This is a genomic window from Streptomyces sp. TSRI0107, from assembly GCF_001905845.1.
Classification (GTDB): Bacteria; Actinomycetota; Actinomycetes; order Streptomycetales; family Streptomycetaceae; genus Streptomyces.
The window spans coordinates 354,232-378,296 of sequence record NZ_LIVZ01000004.1 but is presented as its reverse complement, the minus strand read 5'-3'; the positions used below and the strand labels follow the sequence as shown (position 1 = coordinate 378,296).

General features: G+C 74.3%; 18 protein-coding genes. 11 read left to right on the top strand and 7 right to left on the bottom strand.

Features of this window, described 5'->3' with window-relative positions; all coding sequences use genetic code 11:
- Positions 1 to 226: 226 nt before the first annotated feature.
- Entirely contained in the window at positions 227 to 643 is a 417-nt protein-coding gene (locus tag AMK31_RS12085) for a cobalamin B12-binding domain-containing protein (protein ID WP_073940457.1), read from the top strand.
- A 7-nt stretch (positions 644 to 650) separates the two neighbouring features.
- Here the strand turns inward: AMK31_RS12085 and AMK31_RS12080 are convergent, their stop codons facing one another.
- Positions 651 to 2,303, bottom strand: coding sequence for a DUF5691 domain-containing protein (locus AMK31_RS12080; RefSeq protein ID WP_073940456.1), 1,653 nt, complete (start codon positions 2,301 to 2,303; stop codon positions 651 to 653).
- Between the two features lie 110 nt (positions 2,304 to 2,413).
- The gene (locus AMK31_RS12075) at positions 2,414 to 3,766 is read right to left on the bottom strand and encodes an SWIM zinc finger family protein (RefSeq protein ID WP_073940455.1); all 1,353 of its coding nucleotides are present in this window, start codon (positions 3,764 to 3,766) and stop codon (positions 2,414 to 2,416) included.
- Between the two features lie 145 nt (positions 3,767 to 3,911).
- Here AMK31_RS12075 and AMK31_RS12070 point away from each other — a divergent pair, with 145 nt between their 5' ends.
- The 7 genes from AMK31_RS12070 (at position 3,912) to sucD (ending at position 14,541) form a co-directional block, all read left to right on the top strand.
- Complete coding sequence (locus tag AMK31_RS12070; protein WP_073940454.1) at positions 3,912 to 5,033, top strand: ATP-binding protein; 1,122 nt, start codon at positions 3,912 to 3,914, stop codon at positions 5,031 to 5,033.
- Positions 5,034 to 5,118: 85 nt separating this feature from the next.
- A complete protein-coding gene (locus AMK31_RS12065; protein WP_079186828.1) occupies positions 5,119 to 7,560 on the top strand; it encodes a DUF5682 family protein in 2,442 nt (813 codons plus the stop codon).
- Complete coding sequence (locus AMK31_RS12060) at positions 7,557 to 8,792, top strand: VWA domain-containing protein (RefSeq protein ID WP_241842626.1); 1,236 nt, start codon at positions 7,557 to 7,559, stop codon at positions 8,790 to 8,792. Before AMK31_RS12065 ends, AMK31_RS12060 begins: the two co-directional genes overlap by 4 nt.
- A 187-nt stretch (positions 8,793 to 8,979) precedes the next feature.
- Positions 8,980 to 9,843: a hypothetical protein gene (locus AMK31_RS12055; RefSeq protein WP_073940452.1), complete on the top strand. Its 864-nt coding sequence runs from the start codon at positions 8,980 to 8,982 to the stop codon at positions 9,841 to 9,843.
- A gap of 174 nt (positions 9,844 to 10,017) precedes the next feature.
- Positions 10,018 to 12,006, top strand: a complete 1,989-nt coding sequence (locus AMK31_RS41480) for a hypothetical protein (RefSeq protein ID WP_241842625.1) — start codon at positions 10,018 to 10,020, stop codon at positions 12,004 to 12,006.
- A 440-nt stretch (positions 12,007 to 12,446) separates the two neighbouring features.
- Entirely contained in the window at positions 12,447 to 13,628 is a 1,182-nt protein-coding gene (gene sucC, locus AMK31_RS12045; protein ID WP_073940451.1) for an ADP-forming succinate--CoA ligase subunit beta, read from the top strand.
- Positions 13,629 to 13,656: 28 nt separating this feature from the next.
- Complete coding sequence (sucD, locus tag AMK31_RS12040) at positions 13,657 to 14,541, top strand: succinate--CoA ligase subunit alpha (protein ID WP_073940450.1); 885 nt, start codon at positions 13,657 to 13,659, stop codon at positions 14,539 to 14,541.
- Positions 14,542 to 14,620: 79 nt separating this feature from the next.
- On the opposite strand, the gene AMK31_RS12035 is transcribed toward sucD, so the two are convergent.
- Entirely contained in the window at positions 14,621 to 15,748 is a 1,128-nt protein-coding gene (locus tag AMK31_RS12035) for a helix-turn-helix domain-containing protein (protein ID WP_073940449.1), read from the bottom strand.
- Positions 15,749 to 15,847: 99 nt separating this feature from the next.
- Here AMK31_RS12035 and AMK31_RS12030 point away from each other — a divergent pair, with 99 nt between their 5' ends.
- Entirely contained in the window at positions 15,848 to 17,731 is a 1,884-nt protein-coding gene (locus AMK31_RS12030) for a cell division protein PerM (protein ID WP_073940448.1), read from the top strand.
- Here the strand turns inward: AMK31_RS12030 and AMK31_RS12025 are convergent.
- Entirely contained in the window at positions 17,728 to 18,498 is a 771-nt protein-coding gene (locus tag AMK31_RS12025; RefSeq protein ID WP_073940447.1) for a hypothetical protein, read from the bottom strand. The two genes, AMK31_RS12030 and AMK31_RS12025, sit on opposite strands and share 4 nt — an antisense overlap.
- Positions 18,499 to 18,823: 325 nt before the next feature.
- Between AMK31_RS12025 and purN the strand changes: the two genes are divergently transcribed.
- Together purN and purH are read left to right on the top strand one after the other, a co-directional pair.
- The gene (gene purN, locus AMK31_RS12020; RefSeq protein ID WP_073940446.1) at positions 18,824 to 19,453 is read left to right on the top strand and encodes a phosphoribosylglycinamide formyltransferase; all 630 of its coding nucleotides are present in this window, start codon (positions 18,824 to 18,826) and stop codon (positions 19,451 to 19,453) included.
- 17 nt (positions 19,454 to 19,470) lie between these two features.
- Positions 19,471 to 21,030 carry a bifunctional phosphoribosylaminoimidazolecarboxamide formyltransferase/IMP cyclohydrolase gene (gene purH / locus AMK31_RS12015; protein WP_073940773.1) on the top strand — a complete coding sequence of 520 codons (1,560 nt, stop codon included), beginning with the start codon at positions 19,471 to 19,473 and terminating at the stop codon, positions 21,028 to 21,030.
- 91 nt (positions 21,031 to 21,121) lie between these two features.
- Here the strand turns inward: purH and AMK31_RS12010 are convergent, their stop codons facing one another.
- From AMK31_RS12010 to AMK31_RS41475, 3 genes are all read right to left on the bottom strand, one after another.
- Positions 21,122 to 21,481, bottom strand: a complete 360-nt coding sequence (locus AMK31_RS12010) for a hypothetical protein (RefSeq protein ID WP_241842624.1) — start codon at positions 21,479 to 21,481, stop codon at positions 21,122 to 21,124.
- Positions 21,482 to 21,652: 171 nt separating this feature from the next.
- The gene (locus AMK31_RS12005) at positions 21,653 to 23,185 is read right to left on the bottom strand and encodes a protein kinase domain-containing protein (RefSeq protein WP_073940769.1); all 1,533 of its coding nucleotides are present in this window, start codon (positions 23,183 to 23,185) and stop codon (positions 21,653 to 21,655) included.
- Entirely contained in the window at positions 23,182 to 23,952 is a 771-nt protein-coding gene (locus AMK31_RS41475) for a hypothetical protein (RefSeq protein ID WP_073940445.1), read from the bottom strand. Before AMK31_RS41475 ends, AMK31_RS12005 begins: the two co-directional genes overlap by 4 nt.
- Positions 23,953 to 24,065 lie beyond the last annotated feature (113 nt).

Sequence of the window (24,065 nt, the reverse complement as noted above, 5' to 3'; positions counted from 1 at the left end):
CGGAACGGTGCGCTGCGAATGTGTCCCACGTGTGATTTCCCCCTCGCTCTCCACCGCGAAACTGCCGGTTGCGGGATGCTGGAGATAACGTTCGTTCACTTCCCGGTGGTGGCGGACCGCGCGGTGCGCGCGCAGCGCGTGTGTGAGGGGCGCCACAAGTGCGGCATATGTGATGTGTGCGGTGCTTGACGGTACGGATGGATGTAGTCGCTTCATGGAGGCAGTGATGGGTGTGGCAGCCGGTCCGATCCGCGTGGTGGTCGCCAAGCCGGGGCTCGACGGCCACGATCGCGGGGCCAAGGTCATCGCGAGGGCGCTGCGCGACGCCGGTATGGAGGTCATCTACACCGGGCTTCACCAGACTCCCGAGCAGATCGTCGACACCGCGATCCAGGAGGACGCCGACGCGATCGGGCTGTCCATCCTCTCCGGCGCGCACAACACGCTGTTCGGGGCGGTGATCGACCTGCTCAAGGAGCGTGACGCGGCGGACATCCTGGTCTTCGGCGGCGGGATCATCCCCGAGGACGACATCCCTCCGCTGAAGGAGAAGGGCGTCGCCGAGATCTTCACGCCCGGCGCGACGACGGCGTCGATCGTGGAATGGGTGCGGGCGAACGTGCGGCAGCCGGCCGAGGCGTAGCCCCTCGTCAAGCGCCGGACGGAGCTTCGCCGCCGGCCGGCGCCGGTCCCAGCTCCTCGGCCATCGCCGCCCGCAGCCGCAGCGTGGTCACCAGACGCTGGAACGCCTCGGCCCAGTACCCGCCCGCCCCCGGTGACGCGTCCTCCGCTTCCTCCGGTGCGGCCAGGAGGCCGTCGAGGCGGCGTGCCTCCGACGGGTCCAGGCAGCGTTCGGCCAGTCCCATCACCCCGCTGAAGCTCCACGGATAACTCCCCGCGTCACGCGCGATGTTCAGCGCGTCGACCACCGCCCGCCCCAGTGGCGCGGCCCACGGCACCGCGCACACCCCGAGCAGCTGGAACGCCTCCGACAGGCCGTGGGCCGCGATGAACCCCGCCACCCACGCGGCCCGTTCGTCCGCGTCGAGCGTGCCCAGCAGCTTGGACCGCTCGGCCAGGGACACCGCCCCCGGGCCGCCCGCCTCGGGTGACGAGGGGGCACCGAGGAGGGCTCTGGACCACTCGGGGTCCCGCTGCCGGACCGCCGCCCGGCACCAGGCGGCATGTAGTTCGCTCCGCCAGTCGTCCGTGACCGGCAGGGCCAGGATCTCCCTGGGCGTACGGCCGCCCAGCCGGGCCGGCCAGGTCGCGAGCGGCGCCGACTCCACCAGCTGTCCGAGCCACCACGACCGCTCGCCCCGCCCCGCCGGGGCCTTGGCGATCACGCCGTCGCGCTCCATGCCGGCGTCGCACTCGTGCGGTGCCTCGACGACGAGCGTCGGGGTGTCGGCGGTGTGGTCGACGGCCACGCAGGCCGCCGCGCGGGACGCCATCCGCCCGGCCAGCGCCGAGCCCGGCAGCGCCGACAGCAGTTCCGCCGCCGTCGCCCGGACGTTGCGGCTCCGGTCGGCGAGCGCCTGCTCCAGGAACGGCTCGTCCTCGGGGCTCAGCCCGGTGCGCAGCGAGTCCAGGAACATCAGCCGGTCCTCCGCGCGCTCGGTCGGCCAGGTCCCGGCCAGCAGCTCGCGCGCGGCCGCCGGATCGTGCGCCCGGACCGACGCCAGCAGGGCGACCCGCTCGGCGAAAAGGCCCTCCTGCCACAGCCGCCGCACCCCGTCCGCGTCCGTCGGCCGGGGGAGCGCCGCGTCGCCTCCGGGTGCCGAGCGCAGGGCGAACCGCCAGTCCGGGTTCAGCCGGGCCAGCCACAGGGCGCGCGGCCCCGCGAACGCCAGCGCCGCCGGCCGCAGGTCCGTGCGTCCCCGGGCCGCGTCCAGCAGCGCGGGCAGAGCTTGTGGTGGTGCCGCGAAGCCGCGGGCGTTGGCCGTCGCCAGCCACTGCGGCAGCAGCTCCATCAGATCGGGTGCGCTGCCCCGGCGCCCGCCGCCCGCCGTACCGGACCGGTCGGCGAGCAGCATCGCGAGCCTGCGGGCCGCCGGGGCGGGCAGCGCCGGGCGCGGGTCCTCGGGTGCCGGTTCCGGGCGCCGCGCCGCCCGCGCGGGGCGCAGCCCGGCACGTCTCCGTACGGTCTCCACGGCGGCCGCGTCCAGCAGTGCCGCCGGAGCCTGGGGGCCCGGCGCGACGCCGGGTGGCGTACGGCGCTCCGTGCCGAGCAGCGCGGCGGTGACGAGCTCCTCCCAGGTGCCCGGGGCGGGTGGATGCGCGGGAGCGGAGGTCCTGGTCACGAGGTTCCTTTCCTCCGGGCGCTTGCCGGAGTGGTCGAGGGCCCATCGGTGGCGGGTGTCCGCGCGGCGGGACGGACACGCCTGCCGGGACGGCGAGGAGGGCTGCGGCCTCAGTGCAGGGGCACCGCCTCCCCGGCACCCCGCGGCCAGGCCGTCAGGGGGGTGAAGCCCTGGTGGCCGCATTCGCCGAAGACGGTGACCGGGGCGCCGCCCGAGAGCGCGACCAGGCGCCACAGGCCGGGCCGGGAGCGGGCCGACGGCGTCAGCGGCAGGGCGGTGTCCTGGTCCGCGTCGGCCAGCTGCCAGGAGTCGCCGTCCGGGGCCGGCACCACCCGGTCGAGGGTGACCGGGACCGAGTCCAGCCACGGGTCGTCCCGCAGCGCCTCGCCGTAACGGGCGGCAGCCTCGGCCGTCGTCACGCCCGGTGGCCGTATCGCCGACGGCGCGGGGGGCGCGAACCGTTCGCCCAGGGACGCCCGCGGCTGTCCCGCGCCCGGGTAGGCGGACAGCTCCGCGTCCAGGGTGAGCCCGACCGGCAGCGCCAGCTCCGGCGCGCGGCCGGCGGCGCCGTACGACAGGAGCAGCGCGGTGCGGCGCGACTCGGCGCCGTACAGCCAGATCCGGCGGGTCGTCAGACGGCTGTCCGCCACGTCGTACTGGGCGAGGACCAGCCAGTGGTCGCGCACCGGCGGGCCGTCCGCCGACGCGGGCAGCCCGACACGGGAGCGGACCGTCGCCGCCAGGGCGCCCGGCAGGTGCTCGCGCCGCAGCCAGCCCTGGTCGAGGAGATGCAGCAGCGCGCACTCCTCCAGCAGACGCACCGGCCAGTCCGGCCCCGACGCCGGGATCGCCCCCAGTTCCCGGACCCGTGAGGCGAGCCCGGGAGCCTGGGCGTCGACCATGCGGGCCGCGGTCTCCTCCCACAGCCCGTACCCCGCCTGCTCGGCCGCGGCCAGGCCGCCGCGCAGCAGGTCCGCCAGACGGTGCTCCAGCTCCGTCGCGCCCGCCGTGACCCGCTCGGCCCGGCGCTCCGCCCGGCGCCGCGCCGCCTCCGGATCACCCGGACCGGGCGCGGAACCCCCCGCGTCGGCCGCGTCCCGCTCCGCCGCGCGCCGTCGTCTGCCGGCCAGCCACTCCCCGGCCCACTCCGGTGCCCGGCCCTGTGCCTCCGCGACGTCCCCGCCGGCCCACAGCAGCAGCAGTCCGAGCGCGTGCTTGCACGGGAACTTCCGGCTCGGGCAACCGCACGTGAACGCGGGGCGCGACGCGTCCGTGACATCGACGACCGTCTGATACGGCTTGCTGCCGCTCCCCTTGCACAGCCCCCACACCGTCCCCCCGTCCGTCCCCGTCTCGGACCACGGCCCGGCCGCCCCGAGTTTGCCGCCCGCCTTGCGTGACGCGGCGTCAGGCGCCAGTGCCAGCACCTGGTCCGCCGTCCAGCGCACCCCCTGCTGAGTCATGTCATCGAAGGTAAGTCCCGCCACTGACAATCGGCTCGGCGAGCGCCGCCGTGAACGCGTTCGCGCAGGTCGGAACGGATTGTCAGTGGTGTGGTGCACGGTTGATGGCAGACCGAACCGGCCGAGCTGGAGGGGGATCTTCGCCATGTCCGTGTCCGTGGAACCGACACCCGTGCGACCGGCGGCGGGAGAGGCGTTGCGGCCGCACGCCGAGGACGCCTTCGCGGACGAACTCGCCGCGCTCGCGGCGCAGGACGACCGGCCGCGCCCGGCCCGCTGGAAGCTGTCGCCGTGGGCCGTCGCGACCTACCTGCTCGGCGGCACACTGCCCGACGGCACGGTGATCACACCGAAGTACGTGGGCCCGCGCCGCCTCGTCGAGGTCGCCGTCACCACCCTCGCCACCGACCGTGCCCTGCTCCTGCTCGGTGTGCCCGGCACCGCCAAGACCTGGGTCTCCGAACATCTCGCCGCCGCGGTCAGCGGCGACTCCACCCTGCTCGTGCAGGGCACGGCCGGCACCCCGGAGGAGGCGATCCGCTACGGCTGGAACTACGCGCAGCTGCTCGCCCACGGCCCGAGCAGGGACGCGCTGGTGCCGAGCCCCGTCATGCGGGCCATGGCCGAGGGGATGACGGTCCGCGTCGAGGAACTGACCCGTATCCCGGCCGACGTGCAGGACACGCTGATCACCATCCTGTCGGAGAAGACGCTGCCGATACCGGAACTGGGCCAGGAGGTGCAGGCGGTCCGCGGCTTCAACCTGATCGCCACGGCCAACGACCGCGACCGCGGGGTCAACGACCTGTCCAGCGCGCTGCGCCGCCGCTTCAACACGGTGGTGCTGCCGCTGCCGGAGAGCGTCGAGGCGGAGGTCGACATCGTCTCGCGGCGCGTCGGCCAGATCGGCCGCTCCCTCGACCTGCCGGCCGTGCCCGACGGCATCGACGAGATCCGCCGGGTCGTGACCGTCTTCCGCGAACTGCGCGACGGGGTCACCGCCGACGGCCGGACGAAGGTGAAGTCGCCCAGCGGCACCCTGTCCACCGCCGAGGCGATCTCCGTCGTCACCAACGGCCTCGCTCTCGCCGCCCACTTCGGCGACGGCGTGCTGCGGCCGGGCGACGTCGCCGCGGGCATCCTCGGCGCCGTGGTCCGCGACCCGGCGGCCGACCGGGTCGTCTGGCAGGAGTACCTGGAGGCGGTGGTGCGCGAACGCGACGGCTGGACCGATTTCTACCGGGCGTGCCGGGAGGTGAGCGCGTGAACGGCAACGGGGGCGAGAACAACGGCAACGGCGGCAACGGCAGTGGCAACGACCTGGGGTGGCCGCGGAGGCGAGGGGGGACGGTGTGACGGGCGTCGACGGGGGTGAGGCGGTAGGGAACGGCGGGACCGGCGGGAACGGCGGGAACGGCGGGGCTGTCGGGCGTGACGGGACGGCGGCCCCGGGTGGACGGCCCGGTTCCGTCGAGCCGTTGCTGCTCGGCGTACGGCATCACGGGCCCGGGTCGGCGCGGGCCGTGCGGGCGGCGCTGGACGCGGCGCTGCCCCGGGTCGTGCTGATCGAGGGCCCGCCCGAGGCCGACGCGCTGATCCCGCTGGCCGCCGACGAGGAGATGCGGCCACCGGTCGCCCTCCTCGCCCACGCCGTGGACGAACCGGGCCGGTCCGCGTTCTGGCCGCTGGCCGAGTTCTCCCCGGAGTGGGTGGCGGTCCGCTGGGCGCTGGACCACGACGTCCCGGCCCGCTTCATCGACCTGCCGGCCACGCACACGCTGGCGTGGGGCGCGGACACGGCGGAGGAACACGCGGGGGAACCGGAGCCGTCCGCCGCCGGTGCCGATGTGCGGGTCGATCCGCTGGCCGTGCTCGCCGAGGCCGCCGGTTACGACGACCCCGAGCGCTGGTGGGAGGACGTGGTCGAGCACCGGGGGGCCGGTGACGGGGACCCGTTCGCGCCGTTCGCCGCGCTGGAGGAGGCCATGGGGTCGCTGCGGGAGGTGTACGGCGTCGGGGGCCACGACCGGGACCTCGTGCGGGAGGCGTACATGCGGCTCCAGGTCCGTGCGGCGCGGCGCGAGTTCGGGGGCGGCGTGGCCGTGGTCTGCGGGGCCTGGCATGTGCCCGCCCTGCGGGAGAGGACCACCGTCGCCGCCGACCGGGCCCTGCTGAAGGGGCTGCCCAAGGTCAAGGCGGACATGACCTGGGTGCCGTGGACGTACCGGCGGCTGGCGAGAGCCGGCGGGTACGGGGCGGGTATCGACTCGCCGGGCTGGTACGGGCATCTGTTCGCCGCGCCGGACCGGCCCGTCGAACGGTGGATGACCAAGGTGGCCGGGCTGCTGCGGGACGAGGACCGGCTCGTCTCCTCGGCCCATGTCATCGAGGCGGTCCGGCTGGCCGAGACGCTCGCCGCGCTGCGCGGCCGCCCGCTGCCCGGGCTGGGCGAGACCACCGACGCCGTCCGCGCGGTGATGTGCGACGGCTCGGACGTGCCGCTGGCGCTGGTGCACGACCGGCTGGTGGTGGGCGACGTCATGGGGGAGGTGCCGGCGTCGGCGCCCGCCGTGCCGTTGCAGCGGGACCTCACCCGGCTCCAGCGCAGGCTGCGGCTCAAGCCGGAGGCGTCGGAGCGCGAGCTGGAACTGGACCTCCGCAAGGAGACCGACGCGGGCCGGAGCAGGCTGCTGCACCGGCTGCGGCTGCTGGGCGTGGCGTGGGGCGAACCGGCGGTCTCGCGCGGCGGCACCGGCACCTTCCGGGAGACCTGGCGGCTGCGCTGGGAACCGGAGTTGTCGGTGCGGGTCGCGGAGGCCGGCGTGTGGGGGACGACGGTGGTCGGCGCCGCGACCGCCAAGGCCGAGGCAGACGCGCTCGGTGCGCGGGGCCTCGCCGAGGTCACCGAGCTGGCCGAACAGTGCCTGCTGGCCGAACTGCCGGACGCGCTGCCGACGGTGATGCGGGTGCTCGTCGACCGCGCGGCCCTCGACACCGACGTCGGCCATCTCGCGCAGGCGCTTCCCGCGCTCGTCCGTTCCCTGCGCTACGGCGATGTGCGCGGCACGGACACCGGGGCGCTGGCCGAGGTCGCCGGGGGTCTCGCCGAGCGGGTCTTCGTCGGCCTGCCCCCGGCGTGCGCCGCGCTCGGCACGGACGCGGCCGAGGAGATGCGGCGTCATGTGGACGCGGTGCACGGGGCAGTGGCGCTGCTGGGCGAGACGGCCTCCGCTACCGGGCCGCGTGACGGCCGCAAAGGCCTGCGGGGGCGTTGGCAGGCGGTGCTGGGGGTGCTGTCCGCGCGGGACACCGTGCCCGGAGTGCTCCGGGGCCGGGCGGTGCGGCTGCTGCTGGACGACGGAGTGCTGGGGCAGGAGGAGGCGGCGCGGCTGATGGGGCTCGCACTGTCACCGGGGACACCGCCGGGGGACGCGGCCGCGTGGATCGAGGGGTTCGTCGGGGGCGGCGGGGGCGGAATGCTGCTCGTGCACGACGAGCGGCTGCTCGGCCTGGTCGACGGCTGGCTGACCCGGGTGCCGGCGGAGGCGTTCACGGACGTGCTGCCGCTGCTGCGCCGCACCTTCTCGGCGTACGAGCCGGGTGTGCGCAGAACCCTGGGCGAGCTGGTGCGGCGCGGGCCCGGCGCGAGGGGCAGCGTGGCAGGCACCGGGAGCGGCCTGCCGGGGTTCGCTCCAGAGCCGGACGCCGAGCGGGCGGACGCGGTCGTGCCGGTGGTGCGGCTGCTGCTGGGGCTGGACAGCGAGGAGAACCGACTGGCGGGGGTGGGCACATGACGAGCGAGGGGACCCAGGCGGCCCAGGTGATCAAGCCGACCGAGCCGACCGAGGCGACCGAGGCGACCGAGCCGACCGAGGCGACGGGTGCGGCGGAGGAGCGGCTGCGGCGTTGGCGGCTGGTGCTCGGCGGGGAGGCGGCCGACGGCACCGGGTACGCGCTCGGCGGGCGGGACGCCGCGATGGACGGTGCGCTGAGCGCGCTGTACGGGAAGCGGGACAGGCAGTCGGCGGGGAAGGACCGGGCGGCGGGGCTCGGGGCGTCGGCGCCCGCCGTCGCGCGGTGGCTCGGGGACATCCGGACGTACTTCCCGTCCTCCGTGGTCCAGGTGATGCAGCGGGACGCCATCGACCGGCTGGGGCTGTCCACGCTGCTGCTTGAGCCGGAGATGCTGGAGGCGGTCGAGGCCGACGTGCACCTGGTCGGCACGCTGCTCTCGCTGAACAAGGCGATGCCCGAGACGACGAAGGAGACGGCACGGGCGGTCGTGCGCAAGGTCGTCGAGGACCTGGAGAAGCGGCTCGCCACCCGCACCCGGGCCACCCTCACCGGCGCGCTGGACCGCAGCGCCCGCGTCCGCCGTCCCCGCCACCACGACATCGACTGGAACCGCACGATCGCGGCGAACCTCAAGCACTACCTGCCCGAGCACCGGACGGTCGTGCCGGAGCGGCTCATCGGGTACGGACGGGCCGCGCGGTCCGTGCGCAAGGACGTCGTCCTGTGCGTCGACCAGTCCGGGTCGATGGCGGCGTCGGTGGTGTACGCGTCGGTGTTCGGGGCGGTGCTGGCGTCCATGCGGTCGATCAGCACGCGGCTCGTCGTCTTCGACACGGCCGTCGTCGACCTCACCGACCAGCTCGACGACCCGGTCGACGTGCTGTTCGGCACCCAGCTGGGCGGCGGCACGGACATCAACCGGGCCCTGGCGTACTGCCAGTCGCAGATCACCCGGCCCGGGGAGACGGTGGTCGTGCTGATCAGCGACCTCTACGAAGGCGGCATACGCGACGAGATGCTGAGGCGGGTCGCGGCGATGAAGGCGTCGGGAGTGCAGTTCGTGGCACTGCTCGCGCTGTCGGACGAGGGGGCGCCCGCGTACGACCGGGACCACGCCGCGGCGCTGGCGGCGCTCGGGGCACCGGCGTTCGCCTGTACGCCCGACCTCTTCCCGGAAGTGATGGCCGCGGCGATCGAGAAGCGGCCGTTGCCGATACCGGACACGGTGTGACGTCCGGGAAGCACGGTACGAGACCTGCGGGAAAGGGGACATGACTACCCATCGGTAACAGGGGGCTTGCGCAACCTCAGGAGTCCCGTGCGAGGATCGACGCCTCCCAGGGCTTTCACTGCCGTCTGCCGCCCAGCCGGCACCTGCCCCGCCGCCCCGCCCCGTCGCACGGAGGAACCTTCCCCTCTTGACCTGGTCAGCAGCCCTGCCTGGTGCCGCTGCGCGTGTGCTGCGCGCCGCGGCCGGGTGGCGTGCGCTGCAGTTGGCCATGCTGGTCGGAGGGTTGTTCCTGCTCGGGGTGTTGTGCGGGGAGCGGGCCGAGGCGGCCGAGGGTTCGCCTGCGAGCGCCGAGAGGGTCACGGAGGCTTCGCCGGGGGCCCAGGCCCCGACCGAGGCCCAGGATGAGCTCAAGGGCAAGGTTCAGGCGGGTGTCGAGGCCGGGGCCGAGGCCGTACGGCCCCTCCGGGGTGTCGTCGAGTCGGTGACGCGGACGCTGGCCGAGGGGCAGGCGGCGGCACCGTCGTTGCCCTCGCTCCCCTCCCTTCCCCGCACGCCGGACGACCCGTCCCTCCCGGACCTGCCCGAACTGCCGGAGCAGCCGGTCCCGACGCCGGTCGACGTCCTCCCGGAGCCGCAGCAGCCGTCGGAACCGGAGCCGGAGTCGTCGGCCCCGGCCGGGTCCGGTGACCGCGAGGCCGTGCCTTCCCACCGGGCGGACGACTCCGTGAAGCCGCGCCCCCAGCACGGGCCGCACCGCACCCTCACCGCCACCACCGCACCCGCGCCCGCCGAACTCCCCGCCGACGGTGACTCCATCGGCGTCGGTACCGGCACCGGGCACGCCCCCGCCCACCCCGCGCCCGCGGACGGCGACAACGGCGTCCTCGGCAGTCGTACGGCCGCCGACAACGGCAGCTCGCGGCACGGTGACGCGTGCGCCGTGACCGCGCAGCACCGGCTGGCGCCGTCGCTCGTGCCGGGCGGTCTCGCGCGGGCCGAGGCGGGCGAGACGCGGGATCGGTACCGGGACATTCCCGTCTTCCCCGGCTAGGCAGGCCCTTCCCCCGCCCTGACCTGCCGCGCGGGGGCGGAACAGGTCTGCCCAGCCACCCGGAGTTCCCACCTCCGGAATGTCCCCAAGCCCGGAGTCCGTCCGGTCCCGGCCGTCGCCTCGTCGCGCCGACGGACTCCCCGGCGTCGAACCTCGAAGGAACAGACGCACGCAATGAACAAGAACATCCGCCGCTCGATCGTCATCGCCGCCGGAGTCACCGGCGCGTGGGCACTCGGCTCCACCGTCGCCAGCGCCGACGAACTGCCCGCCTCCTCCCTCTCCCTGCCCGACGCCACGGACGCGACGGTCACCGCCGACGTCACCGAGACGCTGGACGGCACCGTCTCCGGCGTCACCTCGACGGTCGCCGACACCCTCGGCACCGCCGAGCAGACGGTTGGGAGCGTCACAGCGCCGACCGCCTCCTCCGCCGACCAGGCCCGCCGTTACGTCGACGCCCGGATCTCCGTCCCGAACGCCACGCAGGCCGCGCACGCCACGCAGGCCGCGAAGACCACGACGGCCACCAAGGTCACCACCGTCACCCAGACCACCGAGGCCACGAAGCCCACGAACGCCACCAAGGTCCGCGGCGCCCAGGCCATCCAAGGAGCCCACGCCGCGCGCGCCGCCGCCGAGGGCCGGGCCGCCGGCACCGCCGAGGCGGTCCGGGACGCGCTGCCCGACGCCCCCGCCACCCCGCACCACACGATCGACTACCTCTTCGGCCCCCTCTCGGCCTTCGCGCCGGAGCTGGAGCAGGCCCTCGCGGGCGCGCAGACGCGCCTGCACGGAACGCAGTCGGCGGCCCGTGCGGGCGCGACCCGTACGGCCACCGGCGCGCAGAGCGCGGCGCAGGCCGGGCTCGCGGGAACCCGGTCCCACCTCGCCGGAGCGGCCACCGTCGCCCGCGCGGAGGCCGGCGAGGCGGGGACGGCCGCCCAGGCCTCCGTCGCCTCCGTGCCGAGCCACGTCACCGGCCAGGTGAGCACCGTCGGCGCCACGGCGGCCGCCCTGCCCGCCCAGGTCGCCCCGGTCGTCCACGAGACCGGCGCCTCCGCGATCCCCCCGCTCGTCACCTCCGCGGTCCACGGTGTGCAGCCGGTGGCGGGCGAGGCGGTGCACGGGGTGCGGCCCGTCGTCACGCACGTGGTGCAGGGTGTAAGGCCGGTGGCCGCCGGTGCCGTCCAGGGCGTGCGGCCGGCCGCGGGTGAGGCCGTCGCGGGCGTCACGCCCGTCGTCACCGACGCGGCGCACGGCGTCACGCCCGTCGCCACTCAGGCCGTGCACGGCGTGACCCCTGTCGCCACGGACGCCGTCGCGGGTGTCGAGGGCACCGCGACGCACGCGGTGGATGCCGCGACCGCGTTCGCGTACGGCGTCGTCGCCGACGTCCGGCCGGTCGCGGACGGCGTCGTCCAGGGCGTCCAGCCGGTCGCAGGCGACGCGGTGGCCGGTGCCCAGCCGGTCGTCGCGCACGCGGTGCACGGTGTGCAGCCGGTGGCCGCCGGTGCCGTCCAGGACGTGCGGCAGATCGCCGGGGAGGCCGTCGCCGGTGCGTGGACGGTGGCCGACGGCGCCGTCGCCGAGGTGCCCGGATACGCGGCCGGGGTCGTCGCGGACGTGCCGCCGTACGCCACGGGGCTCGTCGGCCAGGTCGACGGGAACACCGTGCTGCCGCCGGTCGCGCACACCGCCGTGCGCGGGGTGGTGCCGGTCGCCGGGCAGGCCGTCGCGGACGCGGGCGGGCTGACGTACGGCGTGACGGGCGACGTGCGCGGCTTCGGGGAGGGTGTCGCCGCTGACGTGCCGCCCTTCGCCCACGGCGTGACCGGGCAGGCCGGGGGCTTCGCGGAGGGTGTCGCGGGAGCCGTCCAGCCGGTCGTGGAGACCGTGTACGACACCGTGCGCCCGGTCGTCGACGGCGTCCACGGGGTCGGCGGCAGTGCCGCCACGCTGGCGTACGGCGTGACGGGTGAGGCGGTCCCGTTCGCGGGCGGTGTCGCCGGTGACGTCAGCCCCTTCGCCGGGGATCTGACCGGCACCGTTCACTCCACCGGCGGAACCCTCGCCGGGCACGCGGTGACCGGCCTGCAGGGTGTCGCCCGATCGGTCACCCCGGGGTACGCCCAGGACGCCCACGACGTGTACGGCGCCTGACCCACAAGCCCCGCGGGGCTACGCGCCGGACGGCCGAAAACCGTCGGTCCGGCCGGGCGGACGCCCCGCGGTGAGGGCCCGGCGATCCCCGTTGGGGTGGGGATCGCCGGCCCGAGCCCCGAGGGGGACGCTCGTTCGTCCCCCTCGGGGTCTGTACGAGGAACCTCACCGGGTCGACCCCAACCCGGTGAGGTTCCGCCCCGTTCGCAAAGGCCCCGGCACGCCGTGCCGCGGATCGCGGCATCATGTGACAGGTATCACCGCTCGTGTGTGACTCGCGATTTAGATAGCCCTGGCAACCGGCGATAACCTGCGAGACGGACATGCCGCGCGCTCGGACACCGTGTGCGCCTCCCTAGTGACAGCGGACGTCACGTTGCCCTTCGCGGCACGCCCACGCATCCAACGAACCGCGAGATCACTGATAGGGACGGAAGCGCGTGGACCTGTTCGAGTACCAGGCGAGGGACCTCTTCGCCAAGCACGATGTACCGGTGCTGGCCGGTGAAGTCATCGACACGCCTGAGGCGGCGCGCGAGATCACCGAGCGTCTGGGCGGCAAGTCCGTCGTCAAGGCGCAGGTGAAGGTCGGTGGTCGCGGCAAGGCCGGTGGCGTGAAGCTGGCCGCCACTCCGGACGAGGCCGTCGCCCGTTCGACGGACATCCTCGGCATGGACATCAAGGGCCACACGGTCCACAAGGTCATGATCGCCGAGACCGCTCCGGAGATCGTCGAGGAGTACTACGTCTCCTTCCTCCTCGACCGTGCCAACCGCACTTTCCTGTCCATCGCCTCCGTCGAGGGCGGCATGGACATCGAGGAGGTGGCGGCCACCCGTCCGGAGGCCGTCGCCAAGACGCCGGTCGACGCCATCGACGGCGTGACCCCGGAGAAGGCCCGCGAGATCGTCGAGGCCGCGAAGTTCCCGGCCGAGGTCGCCGACAAGGTGGCCGACGTGCTGGTCAAGCTGTGGGACGTCTTCATCAAGGAGGACGCCCTCCTCGTCGAGGTGAACCCGCTGGCCAAGGTCGCCTCCGGTGAGGTCATCGCCCTCGACGGCAAGGTGTCGCTCGACGACAACGCCGAGTTCCGCCACCCCGACTTCGAGGAGCTCCACGACAAGGCCGCGGCCAACCCGCTCGAGGCCGCCGCCAAGGAGAAGAACCTCAACTACGTCAAGCTCGACGGCGAGGTCGGCATCATCGGCAACGGCGCGGGTCTGGTCATGTCGACCCTGGACGTCGTCGCGTACGCCGGTGAGGCTCACGGCAACGTCAAGCCGGCCAACTTCCTGGACATCGGCGGTGGCGCCTCCGCCCAGGTCATGGCCAACGGCCTGGAGATCATCCTCGGCGACCCGGACGTCAAGTCCGTCTTCGTCAACGTCTTCGGTGGCATCACCGCCTGTGACGAGGTCGCCAACGGCATCGTCCAGGCCCTGAAGCTCCTCGAGGACCGCGGCGAGGAGGTCACCAAGCCGCTGGTCGTCCGCCTCGACGGCAACAACGCCGAGCTGGGCCGCCAGATCCTCACCGACGCCAACCACCCGCTGGTCCAGCGCGTCGACACCATGGACGGCGCGGCCGACAAGGCCGCCGAGCTGGCCCACGCCGCCAAGTAAGCACTCAGGACGAGGACACCAACACACCATGGCTATCTGGCTCAACAAGGACAGCAAGGTCATCGTCCAGGGCATGACCGGCGCCACCGGCATGAAGCACACCAAGCTCATGCTCGGCGACGGCACCAACGTCGTGGGCGGCGTGAACCCGCGCAAGGCGGGCACCACCGTGGACTTCGACGGCACCGAGGTACCGGTCTTCGGCACCGTCAAGGAGGCCATCGAGAAGACCGGCGCCAACGTCTCCGTGATCTTCGTGCCGGAGAAGTTCACCAAGGACGCGGTCGTCGAGGCCATCGACGCCGAGATCCCGCTGGCCGTCGTGATCACCGAGGGCATCGCCGTGCACGACTCGGCCGCCTTCTGGGCGTACGCCGGCAAGAAGGGCAACAAGACCCGCATCATCGGCCCGAACTGCCCCGGCATCATCACCCCGGGCCAGTCGAACGTCGGCATCATCCCGGGCGACATCACCAAGCCGGGCCGCATCGGCCTGGTCTCGAAGTCCGGCACGCTGACGTACCAGATGATGTACGAGCTGCGCGACATCGGCTTCTCGACCGCCGTCGGCATCGGTGGTGACCCGATCATCGGCACCACCCACATCGACGCCCTCGCCGCGTTCGAGGCCGACCCCGAGACCGACCTGATCGTCATGATCGGCGAGATCGGCGGCGACGCCGAGGAGCGGGCCGCCGACTTCATCGCGAAGAACGTGTCCAAGCCGGTCGTCGGCTACGTCGCGGGCTTCACCGCGCCGGAGGGCAAGACCATGGGTCACGCCGGCGCCATCGTCTCCGGTTCGTCGGGCACCGCCCAGGCGAAGAAGGAGGCGCTGGAGGCCGCGGGCGTCAAGGTCGGCAAGACGCCGACCGAGACGGCGAAGCTGGCCCGGGAGATCCTGGCCGGCTGAAGCCCCCTTGGCTGATCGTCGGTGGGCCCGCCCCCTGTGTGGGGGCGGGCCCACCGCCGTTTTCTCCCTCGCCCCGGGCTCACCCGGCTTCCGGAACCAGCCTCTCCGGCCCGCTCACCAGCTCCTCGCGGAGCTTCTTCCGCAGCTTCAGCTCTCGTGCCGACAGCGGACCCGGTGCCGCGCGCGGGGGCACCCCGCGCACCTTTTCACCGGGCGGTACCGGCGGCTCGTAGTGCGTCGGTGCGGTACGGGCCGTCAGGGCGGTCGCGCCGATCAGGGCCGCGGTGAAGGCGATGGCGGCTCGGGTCCAGAAGCGCGCCCGGCGTTCGCTGCCGCCGCGCACCACGGGGGGCCGGGCGGCGCGCAGCCGCTCCGCCGAGGCCAGTTCCGCGAGCCGCCGGTGCAGTACGGCCGGGTCCGACAGCTCCGGCAGCCGCGTGGCCACCTCCTCGCGCGCGTGCAGCAGCCGGTTCGCCGCCGCCGGGGTGCTCGCCTCCGTCTCCGCCGCGGTCTCCGGCAGCCCGAGGCCGACCCCGTCGAACAGCACGAGCGTGCGGCGGTAGGACGGCGGGAGGGCCAGCAGCACGTCCAGCAGGGCCCGGTCCGAGGCGTTCGCGGGGGGCGCCTCGGGGTGCCGGTAGCGGGGGCGGAAGCGGTGCCAGGGGGAGAGGGCGTAGTCGTACGCCACCGCGCGCACCCAGCCCGCCGGGTCCGGGTCGACGGCCACCTCCGGCCACCGCTGCCAGGCCTGCTGGAACGCCCGCTCCACGGACTCCCGGGCGAGTTCCCGCCGCCCGGTGAGGAGGTACGCCTGGCGCACCAGGGCGGGAGCACAGAAGGCGTAGAGGGCGTCGAAGGCCTGGGCGGGGGTGAGGGGGGAGGCGGCGGGCTCGGGGTCTACGAGGGTGCTGAGAGGCTCGGCTGAGACAGCTGATGCGGCCGAGACAGCTGATGTCGTCGGCGCGGTCGGCACCGCCGACACAGCCGGCACTTCCGGCACCGCTGGTGCGGCCAGCTCGGCCAGTAACTGCGCGTACGCCTCCAGCCTGGAGCCGCGCGGCGTCGTGCGGCCCGACTCCCACGCGCGCACCGTGTGCCGGCTGACGCCCATCCGGGCGGCGAGCTGAGCCTGCGACAGCGACGCGGCCTCCCGCAGGCGTCGGCGCTCCTTGGGCGGGGGAAGCGGGGATGCGGGACTCCGAGTCACCGGTCGTCGCCCCTCCGTACGAAAAGGCACATAAGCACATATTGAGCGACACAGCGGAGGTTCGCCTGTTACGACGGAAAAGCGCGTGTCGTTGGGAGCATGACGGGCGTGAACCGGATGACCGAGCGCCGACCGTCGTTGTCGCCCCTGCTCACCCCGCTGACGGCCCGGCCGCCCGGGCTGGCCGACGGCCTGCTGGGCGGCGCCCTCGCGGCCGGGCTGGGGCTCGGCTCGATCGCCGTCCTGGTGATGGTGCTGTGGATCAGCTCGCCGTACCCCGACAGCGGACCCGGCGGCGCACTGCACATCGCTGCCGCGCTGTGGCTGCTGGCACACGGCGCCGAGCTGGTCCGCCCGGACACCCTCTCCGGCGTGCCCGCGCCCGTCGGCGTCACCCCGCTGCTGCTGTTCGCGCTCCCGGTGTGGCTGCTGCACCGGGCGGCGCGGGACGCGGCCGAGGGTGAGGACGACACCGGGCCCATGGTGGAACCGCGGACGGCGTGGGCCGGGGTGGTGCTCGGCTATCTGGCCGTCGCGACCGGTGCCGTGATCTACACGGCGGGCGGGGCGCTGCGGCCCGCGTGGCTGTGGACGGTGCTGTGGCTGCCTCTGGTCGCCGCGGTGGCGGCCGGCCTCGGCGTGTGGACGGCGTACGGCCGTCCCATCGGCCCGCTGGACCGGGTGCTGGTGCGGCTGCCGCGCGGTGTGCGCCGCTTCGTCCGGGGGCCGGGAGGACGGGCGGGCCGCGAGCGGCTGGCGCTCGCGGCCCGGGCCGCCGGAGCCGGGACCGCGGCGTACGTCGGGGGCGGGGCGCTGCTGGTGGCGGTGTCGCTGGTGTGGCACGGCGGGGCCGCGCGGATGTCGTTCGCGCAGCTGACGGAAGGCTGGTCGGGGCGGTTCGCGGTACTGCTGCTCTGCGTCGTGCTGGTGCCGAACGCGGCGGTGTGGGGCGCGGCCTACGCCCTCGGCCCCGGCTTCATGCTCGGTGCCGGCCGGGTCACGGGGCCGCTGTACGCCGATCCGGCGCCGCTGCTGCCGCCGTTCCCGCTGCTGGCGGCCGTGCCGGACGGCGGTCCCGGAACGCCGCTGCACTGGGCGACCGGGGTGGTGCCGGTGGCGGCCGGGGTGACGGTGGGGTGGTTCGTGGGCCGGGCGGCGCGGCCCCGCTGGTCGCTGGGGCGCACCTTCGCCGGGGCGCTGCGCGCGGCCGTGCTGTGCGCGGCGCTGCTCGCACTGCTGGCCGCGCTGGCGGGCGGCCCGCTCGGCGTCGGAACGCTGGCCCGCTTCGGGCCGGTGTGGTGGCAGGTCGGAGCGGCGGCGCTGGCGTGGACGACGGTCGTGGCGGTGCCGCTGGCGGTGGTGGTGGCGGCGTGGCGGAGACGGGCCGCGCGTCGGCAGGCCGAGGCCCCCGAGCCCGCCGAGCCGCAGGTCCCGGGCTCCCGGGGCGCGGAGCCGAAGTCCACGAAAACGAGGCTCGCGGCGCCCGAGGCCGCCCAGCCGCCGGTCACCGGGCCGCCGGACGACCCCGCGAAAACCCCGGGCCCGGCCCCGACGGCCCCCGACGCCGACGAGCCGTACGACTTCCTCCCCACCGAACCCTGGCGCGACGAGGACGCCGCCGTACCCGAGGCCCGCTCGGCGGCACCGAGGCAGGCCTCGACGGACACCCCGCAGTCAGAGGACTCACAGGAGCCGGGGAAGCCGGAACAGCCGGAGAAGGCCGAAGCGCCCGAAGAATCGGCAGAGCCGGAAGGGCCTGGGAATCCAGACGAACCGGAGGACCGAGACGAAGGGAAGTCGGAGGCGCCGGAGAATCCCGATGATCCCGGGATTCCCGAAGCCCTGGGGAATCCCGAGAGCCCGGAAACCCCGGAAGACCCCTCAGAACACCCCTCAGAAAATCCCGGACCGGAACCCCGGGAGACGACCCTGGAAACCTCAGAGGCAATCGAAGCAATCCCCGAGCCGCTGAAAACCCCTTAGCCGCTGTTCCCCAGAACCCCCCGCAGCTCCTCCGGCAGCAACTGCTTGCACGCCTGCTTCGACTCGTTCGTCAGCGCGTCGTTCACGCACGTGTAGTAGTCCTGGTAGACCAGCTGCGCCGTGAAGGACGCCGCGACCAGGGCGATGGCGAGGGACGCGGTGACGAGGCCGCTGATCGCGGCGGCGGTCTGCGGGCGGGCGGGCGGCACGGGGGCCGGGGCGTCGGGGTCCGGCGTGCGGGGCTTGGCGCGCAGCGCGCTGATGCCCCAGTACAGGGAGAGCGCGCCGAGCAGCAGGGCGACGTACGCCCAGGAGAAGAGGGCGAAGAAGAAGGCCCACATGCCGGCGAGCAGCGCGTACCGCGCGCGGCGCTGGGCGGGGTCCGTCGGGTCCCAGCGGAGCCCGCCGGGGCCGCCGCCCTGCCCGTCCGGACCGCCGCGAGGCCGCTCGCCGAAGCCGCCGGGGGAGCGGCCGGGCTGCCGGTCGCTCCACTGGCTGCCCCACGACGGACGGCCGCCGCCCTCACCCTGCGATCCCTCGCCGTCGGCCGGCCGGCGCGGCTGCCAGGGCCGGTCGGGGGTGCCCTCCGGCGGCGGGGCGAACGGGTTGTCGTCCTTCCCGGCGTCACCGCGCTCGTCGCCCTCGGGCCTGGCCTGGGGCGCGTCGGGCGGGGAGGTGGGGCGCTCCCGCAGCAGCACGCCGCTGCGCTGCCCTCCCTGCGCCGACTGCGGGGTGAGCGTGAGGAGTCGCAGGCTGCGGTCCGGCATCAAGTGAGCGTCTTCCCCTGGTGAGTGCGGCTGAGTACGAACGAGTACTACTGACTTGAGACAACTGACGGATACGGCTGGGACGAGGCCGTCACCTTACGAACGCGCCGTGCGCACCGCGCGTTCCCGCCCCGGCTCTCCCAGACGCTACCTTCCGGCCACGCCCCCGTCCCATGGGGGCCGCCCGGAGTGCCGGTATCGTTGCTGACGGTCGGCCGCTTCGTAGGCTTCCCCGTATCCGGGGGCGCGATGCATTCGTACGAACGCACATACGGCGCCGTACTCGGCCGACCGTACCGTCGTACCCCCGAGAAAGGGCCCCACCGTGGCCGCCAAGCCCGTGGCCAAGCGCCTCGTCGTGCTGGTCTCCGGATCCGGCACCAACCTCCAGGCGCTGCTCGACGCCATCGCCACGACCGGCGTCGAGGCGTACGGAGCCGAGATCGTCGCCGTCGGCGCCGACCGCGACGGCATCGAGGGGCTGGCCCGGGCCGAGCGGGCCGGACTGCCCACCTTCGTGTGCAGGGTCAAGGATCACGCCACCCGCGAGGAGTGGGACGCCGCCCTCGCCGAGGCCGTCGCCGCGTACGAGCCCGACCTCGTGATCTCCGCGGGGTTCATGAAGATCGTGGGCAAGGAGTTCCTGGCCCGCTTCGGCGGGCGGTTCGTGAACACCCACCCCGCCCTGCTCCCCAGTTTTCCCGGCGCCCACGGCGTCCGTGACGCGCTCGCGTACGGCGCCAGGGTCACCGGCTGCACCGTCCACTTCGTCGACGACGGCGTCGACACCGGGCCGATCATCGCGCAGGGCGTGGTGGAGGTCCGGGACGAGGACGACGAGAGCGCTCTGCACGAGCGCATCAAGGAAGTCGAGCGAAGGCTGCTCGTCGAGGTCGTGGGGCGGCTCGCCCGCAACGGCTATCGCATTGAGGGACGAAAGGTAGTTATCCAGTGACCGCCGACAGCACTGTCATGGCCGAGGGCGACAAGCGGGCCATCCGCCGCGCGCTCATCAGCGTCTACGACAAGACCGGGCTCGAGGGATTCGCCCGGGGGCTGCACGAGGCCGGCGTCGAACTCGTCTCCACCGGCTCCACCGCCGCCCGTATCGCCGCCGCCGGCGTCCCCGTCACCAAGGTCGAGGAGCTCACTGGCTTCCCCGAGTGCCTGGACGGCCGGGTCAAGACCCTGCACCCCAAGGTGCACGCGGGCATCCTGGCCGACCTGCGCCTGGAGGACCACCGGCGGCAGCTGGAGGAGCTGGGCGTCGAGCCGTTCGACCTCGTCGTCGTCAACCTCTACCCGTTCCGGGAGACCGTCGCCTCCGGTGCCTCGCCCGACGAGTGCGTCGAGCAGATCGACATCGGCGGCCCGTCGATGGTCCGCGCCGCCGCCAAGAACCACCCGTCCGTGGCGGTCGTCACCGACCCCGGATCCTACGCCGCGGTCCTCCAGGCGGTCCGCGAGGGCGGCTTCACGCTGGGGCTGCGCAAGCGGTTCGCCGCCGCCGCGTTCCGTCACACCGCCGCGTACGACGTGGCCGTCGCCGGCTGGTTCGCCGAGTCCTACGCCCCCGACGACGACAGCGGCCTGCCCGGCTTCCTCGGCCAGACCTACACCCGCCAGAACGTGCTGCGCTACGGCGAGAACCCGCACCAGCCGGCCGCGCTCTACGTCTCCGGCACCGGCGGTCTCGCCGAGGCAGAGCAGCTGCACGGCAAGGAGATGTCGTACAACAACTACACGGACACGGACGCCGCCCGCCGTGCCGCGTACGACCACGACGAGCCGTGCGTCGCCATCATCAAGCACGCCAACCCGTGCGGCATCGCCGTCGGCGCGGACGTCGCCGAGGCGCACCGCAAGGCGCACGCCTGTGACCCGCTGTCCGCGTTCGGCGGTGTGATCGCCGTCAACCGCCCGGTGTCGAAGGAGATGGCCGAGCAGGTCGCCGAGATCTTCACCGAGGTCATCGTCGCGCCCGACTACGAGGACGGCGCGCTCGAGGCCCTCACCAAGAAGAAGAACATCCGCGTCCTGCGCTGCCCCGAGGCCCCGGCCAACCCCGTCGAGGTCAAGCCCATCGACGGCGGCGCCCTCCTCCAGGAGACCGACCGTCTCCAGGCTCCCGGCGACGACCCGTCGACCTGGACCCTGGCGACCGGCGAGGCGCTGAGCGAGGCGGAGCTGGCCGAGCTGGCGTTCGCCTGGAAGGCCTGCCGCGCGGTCAAGTCGAACGCGATCCTGCTCGCCAAGGACGGCGCCTCGGTCGGCGTCGGCATGGGTCAGGTGAACCGGGTCGACTCGGCGAAGCTGGCCGTGGAGCGGGCGGGCGCCGAGCGCGCGCAGGGCTCGTACGCCGCGTCCGACGCGTTCTTCCCCTTCCCCGACGGCCTGGAGATCCTCGTCGAGGCCGGCGTGAAGGCGGTCGTCCAGCCGGGCGGCTCGGTCCGTGACGAGCTGGTCGTGGAGGCCGCGAAGAAGGCGGGCGTCACGATGTACTTCACGGGGACGCGCCACTTCTTCCACTGAGGCACTGAGGCAGTGAGGCACTGAGGTCCGAAAGCGTGTCGGCCTGCCGGTTCGATGACCGGCGGGCCGACACGTGCCGCGGGCCGTCGGGTCAGCAGGACGGCAGCGGGTCCGTCTCCGAGACGATGTCGTTGTCGCTCATCCAGCCCCACTCGCCGTTGTCCGCCTGGGTGTGGACCCAGCGGTTCGGGTGCGGGCCGCCGTGGTTCTGGCCGCCGTCGAACTTGCAGACGAAGAAGGACGGGTTGGAGTACATCCGGCCGACGACCTGGTTGCTGTTCGCACCCGCGTAGACGTTGGCGCCGGTCGCGTTGTTGCAGTACCAGACGGAGCCGTCCTGCCAGCAGGGCGCGGCGGCCTGGGCGCTGCCGGCGGCGGTCAGGGTGAGCGCGGCGCCGGCGGTGACGGTGGCGGCGCCGAGGGCGAGGGCCTTGCGGAGCATGGTGGTCATGACTGTTCCCCCAGTCGTTGTACGGGTGGTACCTCGTCGTACGGCTGGTACGAGCGGTACCGGTGTCACGGCGGGCGGCCCCGGCACTCCCCCGAGAGAGCCGGGACCGCCCTCGGTCGTGCTCCACCGTGCCGCCCCGCCGCCTGCTGGGGTACCTCGGAACTCTGAGGGTCACTTCGCGCGCGGTGGCGTGTACTCCTTGAGGTAGTGGGCGACGCGTTCCGCGTAGGCGCGGGCCTTCGGCGGCACCCCGCCCGTCTCGTTCACCGTCTTGTACGACGTCCGGTACGCGGCGGCGGCCAGCACCCGCCGGTCCCCGGGCAGGGAGGACTTCAGCCGTGGCTCGACGGAGCAGAGGTAGCGGCCCATCGCCGGGATCGACTCGGCGGGGGTGAGGGGCGGCCTGGGCGTCTCGGAGGCCGGGAGCCCGTCCTCGCGGATCCACCAGCGCAGCACCCGCGGCGTCCAGCGGGCGATGCCGTACTCGTCCAGCGCCGGATCGGCGAGGTCGGGGTCGAAGTCGCTCTCCACCTTCAGCATCGCCGCGATGAGCGGCGGGGTGATCTCCGGCTGGGTGCAGGCGTGCGCCGCGTCGACGATGAGCCGGCGGTAGGCGACCGGGATGCCCTTGTCGGTGCGCAGCTCACGGGCGCCGTGAGCCGCCGCGGCGGCGGCACCCGCCCGCCCGGCACCGGCACCGGTGTCATCCGTCCAGGCGGTGACGCCGTAGCCGAGCGCCACGGCCACGGCCGTCGTCGCCGCCGCGGCCAGTACGGCGGTACGGCTACGAGGGCGGAGGCGGCGCGGGCGGGCCTCGCCCGCCGCCTCCCGGACGCGTCGCAGCAGTGCCTCCCCGCCGATCCGCTCCCGGTGCGTGCGGGCCAGACAGGCGCCCACGATCTCCCGCCAGTCCTGCGGCAGATCCGGGGCCAGGCGCAGCTCGTCGGTGCCGCGCGCGTACGCGGCGGCCGCGTCGCGGCGGGCCGCCGGGGTGCCGCCGGGCAGCGGGAAGGCCCCGGTGAGCACCAGGTGGACGAGGACGCCGAACGCCCAGACGTCGGCCGACGGGCGGATCCGGCGGCCGCGTTCGCCGATCTCCGCCCACAGCAGTTCGGGCGGGGTGTAGTCCGGGGTGGAGAAGGCGGGCGTGTAGGCGTGGGTGCCCTCCAGTTCGGCGGCCATGTTGAAGTCGGCCAGCCGTGCCGAACCGTCCCTCATCAGCAGCACGTTCGCCGGTTTCAGATCGCCGTGCACCCAGCCCGCCGCGTGCAGCTGGTGCAGGCCCTCGCAGATCTGCGCCAGCAGCGCGGGGCCGGCGGGCGGGCGGGGAGTGCGGGCCAGCAGCGCCGCCAGGGAGCCCTCCGCCCGCTCCAGCACGAGGACGGTCGCGCCGTCGAGCCCCGGGCGGCCGGGGTCGTCGACGGTCAGCGTCTCGTACATCCGGATCAGCCGGGGCCGGGCCACCCGGCGGTGCAACTCGACCTCGCGGTCGACCAGTTCGCGCAGGTGGGCCAGGTGGCGGGGCGTGCTGGTGCCGGTCGGCAGGAACTTCAGGGCGGCGGTCCTGGGCAGCCCTTCGCCGGTCCGCCGCCCCTCGTAGACGCTGCCGAACGCGCCCGTCGCGATGGGTCCCCGCACCTCCCAGGCACCCACCCGGTACCCGCGCGGCACCGGTACCGCGTACGGCCCGTCCCGTCCGGTCACCCGGCGGCCCGGCCGGTGGCCGTTGCCGTGGCCGTCGCCGGGTGCCGGGTGGCGAGGACGCACAGGTCGTCCTCGCGGACCAGGTCGAAGCGGAGCGCCAGGGACACCAGGGACTCCTTCTTGCCGTTGAGCCGGGGCCCCGGGTCGGCGGTCTCCGGCGCGGGCTTCAGCCGCAGCTTCACGGCGAGGTAGTCGATGTTCCACTGCACCGACGTGCGGGAGGCGGCCGGCCAGCCCGGACGCAGCCGGTCCACGACCTGGTCGACGGTGGGCAGCGGGGCGTGCGGTTCGCCGCGCAGCCGGGGCTCGCACAGGGCGGCCAGCACCGCGAAGTACCGCTTGGTGGGGTCCAGGGAGAAGGCGGGCGCGGTCGTCGCGCCGTCCGCACCGGACTCGGGGCGCAGATAGTCGTGCCGCGGCGCCCACACCTCCACCGGCAGCAGATCGCCGGCGGCGGGCAGCACGATCCGGGAGAACTCGAACGGCACGGGCGCGTCGAGCCGCCCCGGCCCGACCTTGATGTGCTCGCCGGCCCCCTCCGGGTTCTCCACGACGTACGTCTGGTCCCGGCTGAGGTTGCTCAGTATCCAGAAGGCGCCCTGCGCGGCGATCTCACCGGCTCTGCGGGAGACCCCTTCGTGGGCGATCAGCAGTTCGTTGCCGGCGCCGCGTCCGAAGGCCAGCCGCTCGCCGGGGGCGAGCCGGAACCGGTGGTCGCGGCGCTCGTCCTCCTCGGCCGGCGGAGGTACCACGATGATGCTGTACAAGGTCCGTCTCCCGTGCCCCGACCCGTTGCCCGACACTCGTCGGGCCCGACAGCTACCCAGGCCGGGGCGGGGTGACGCACCAGGGCCGTGTCCCCCCTCGAACGGGTGAGACA

Bases quoted from the DNA above. Each gene is read 5' to 3' on its own strand.
- AMK31_RS12010 (WP_241842624.1), bottom strand. From the start codon at position 21,481: ATGACCACCATGCTCCGCAAGGCCCTCGCCCTCGGCGCCGCCACCGTC.
- AMK31_RS12060 (WP_241842626.1), top strand. From the start codon at position 7,557: ATGACGAGCGAGGGGACCCAGGCGGCCCAGGTGATCAAGCCGACCGAG.
- AMK31_RS12085 (WP_073940457.1), top strand. From the start codon at position 227: ATGGGTGTGGCAGCCGGTCCGATCCGCGTGGTGGTCGCCAAGCCGGGG.
- AMK31_RS12030 (WP_073940448.1), top strand. From the start codon at position 15,848: ATGACGGGCGTGAACCGGATGACCGAGCGCCGACCGTCGTTGTCGCCC.
- AMK31_RS12070 (WP_073940454.1), top strand. From the start codon at position 3,912: ATGTCCGTGTCCGTGGAACCGACACCCGTGCGACCGGCGGCGGGAGAG.
- AMK31_RS12075 (WP_073940455.1), bottom strand. From the start codon at position 3,766: ATGACTCAGCAGGGGGTGCGCTGGACGGCGGACCAGGTGCTGGCACTG.
- AMK31_RS41480 (WP_241842625.1), top strand. From the start codon at position 10,018: ATGAACAAGAACATCCGCCGCTCGATCGTCATCGCCGCCGGAGTCACC.
- purH (WP_073940773.1), top strand. From the start codon at position 19,471: ATGGCCGAGGGCGACAAGCGGGCCATCCGCCGCGCGCTCATCAGCGTC.
- sucD (WP_073940450.1), top strand. From the start codon at position 13,657: ATGGCTATCTGGCTCAACAAGGACAGCAAGGTCATCGTCCAGGGCATG.
- AMK31_RS12025 (WP_073940447.1), bottom strand. From the start codon at position 18,498: ATGCCGGACCGCAGCCTGCGACTCCTCACGCTCACCCCGCAGTCGGCG.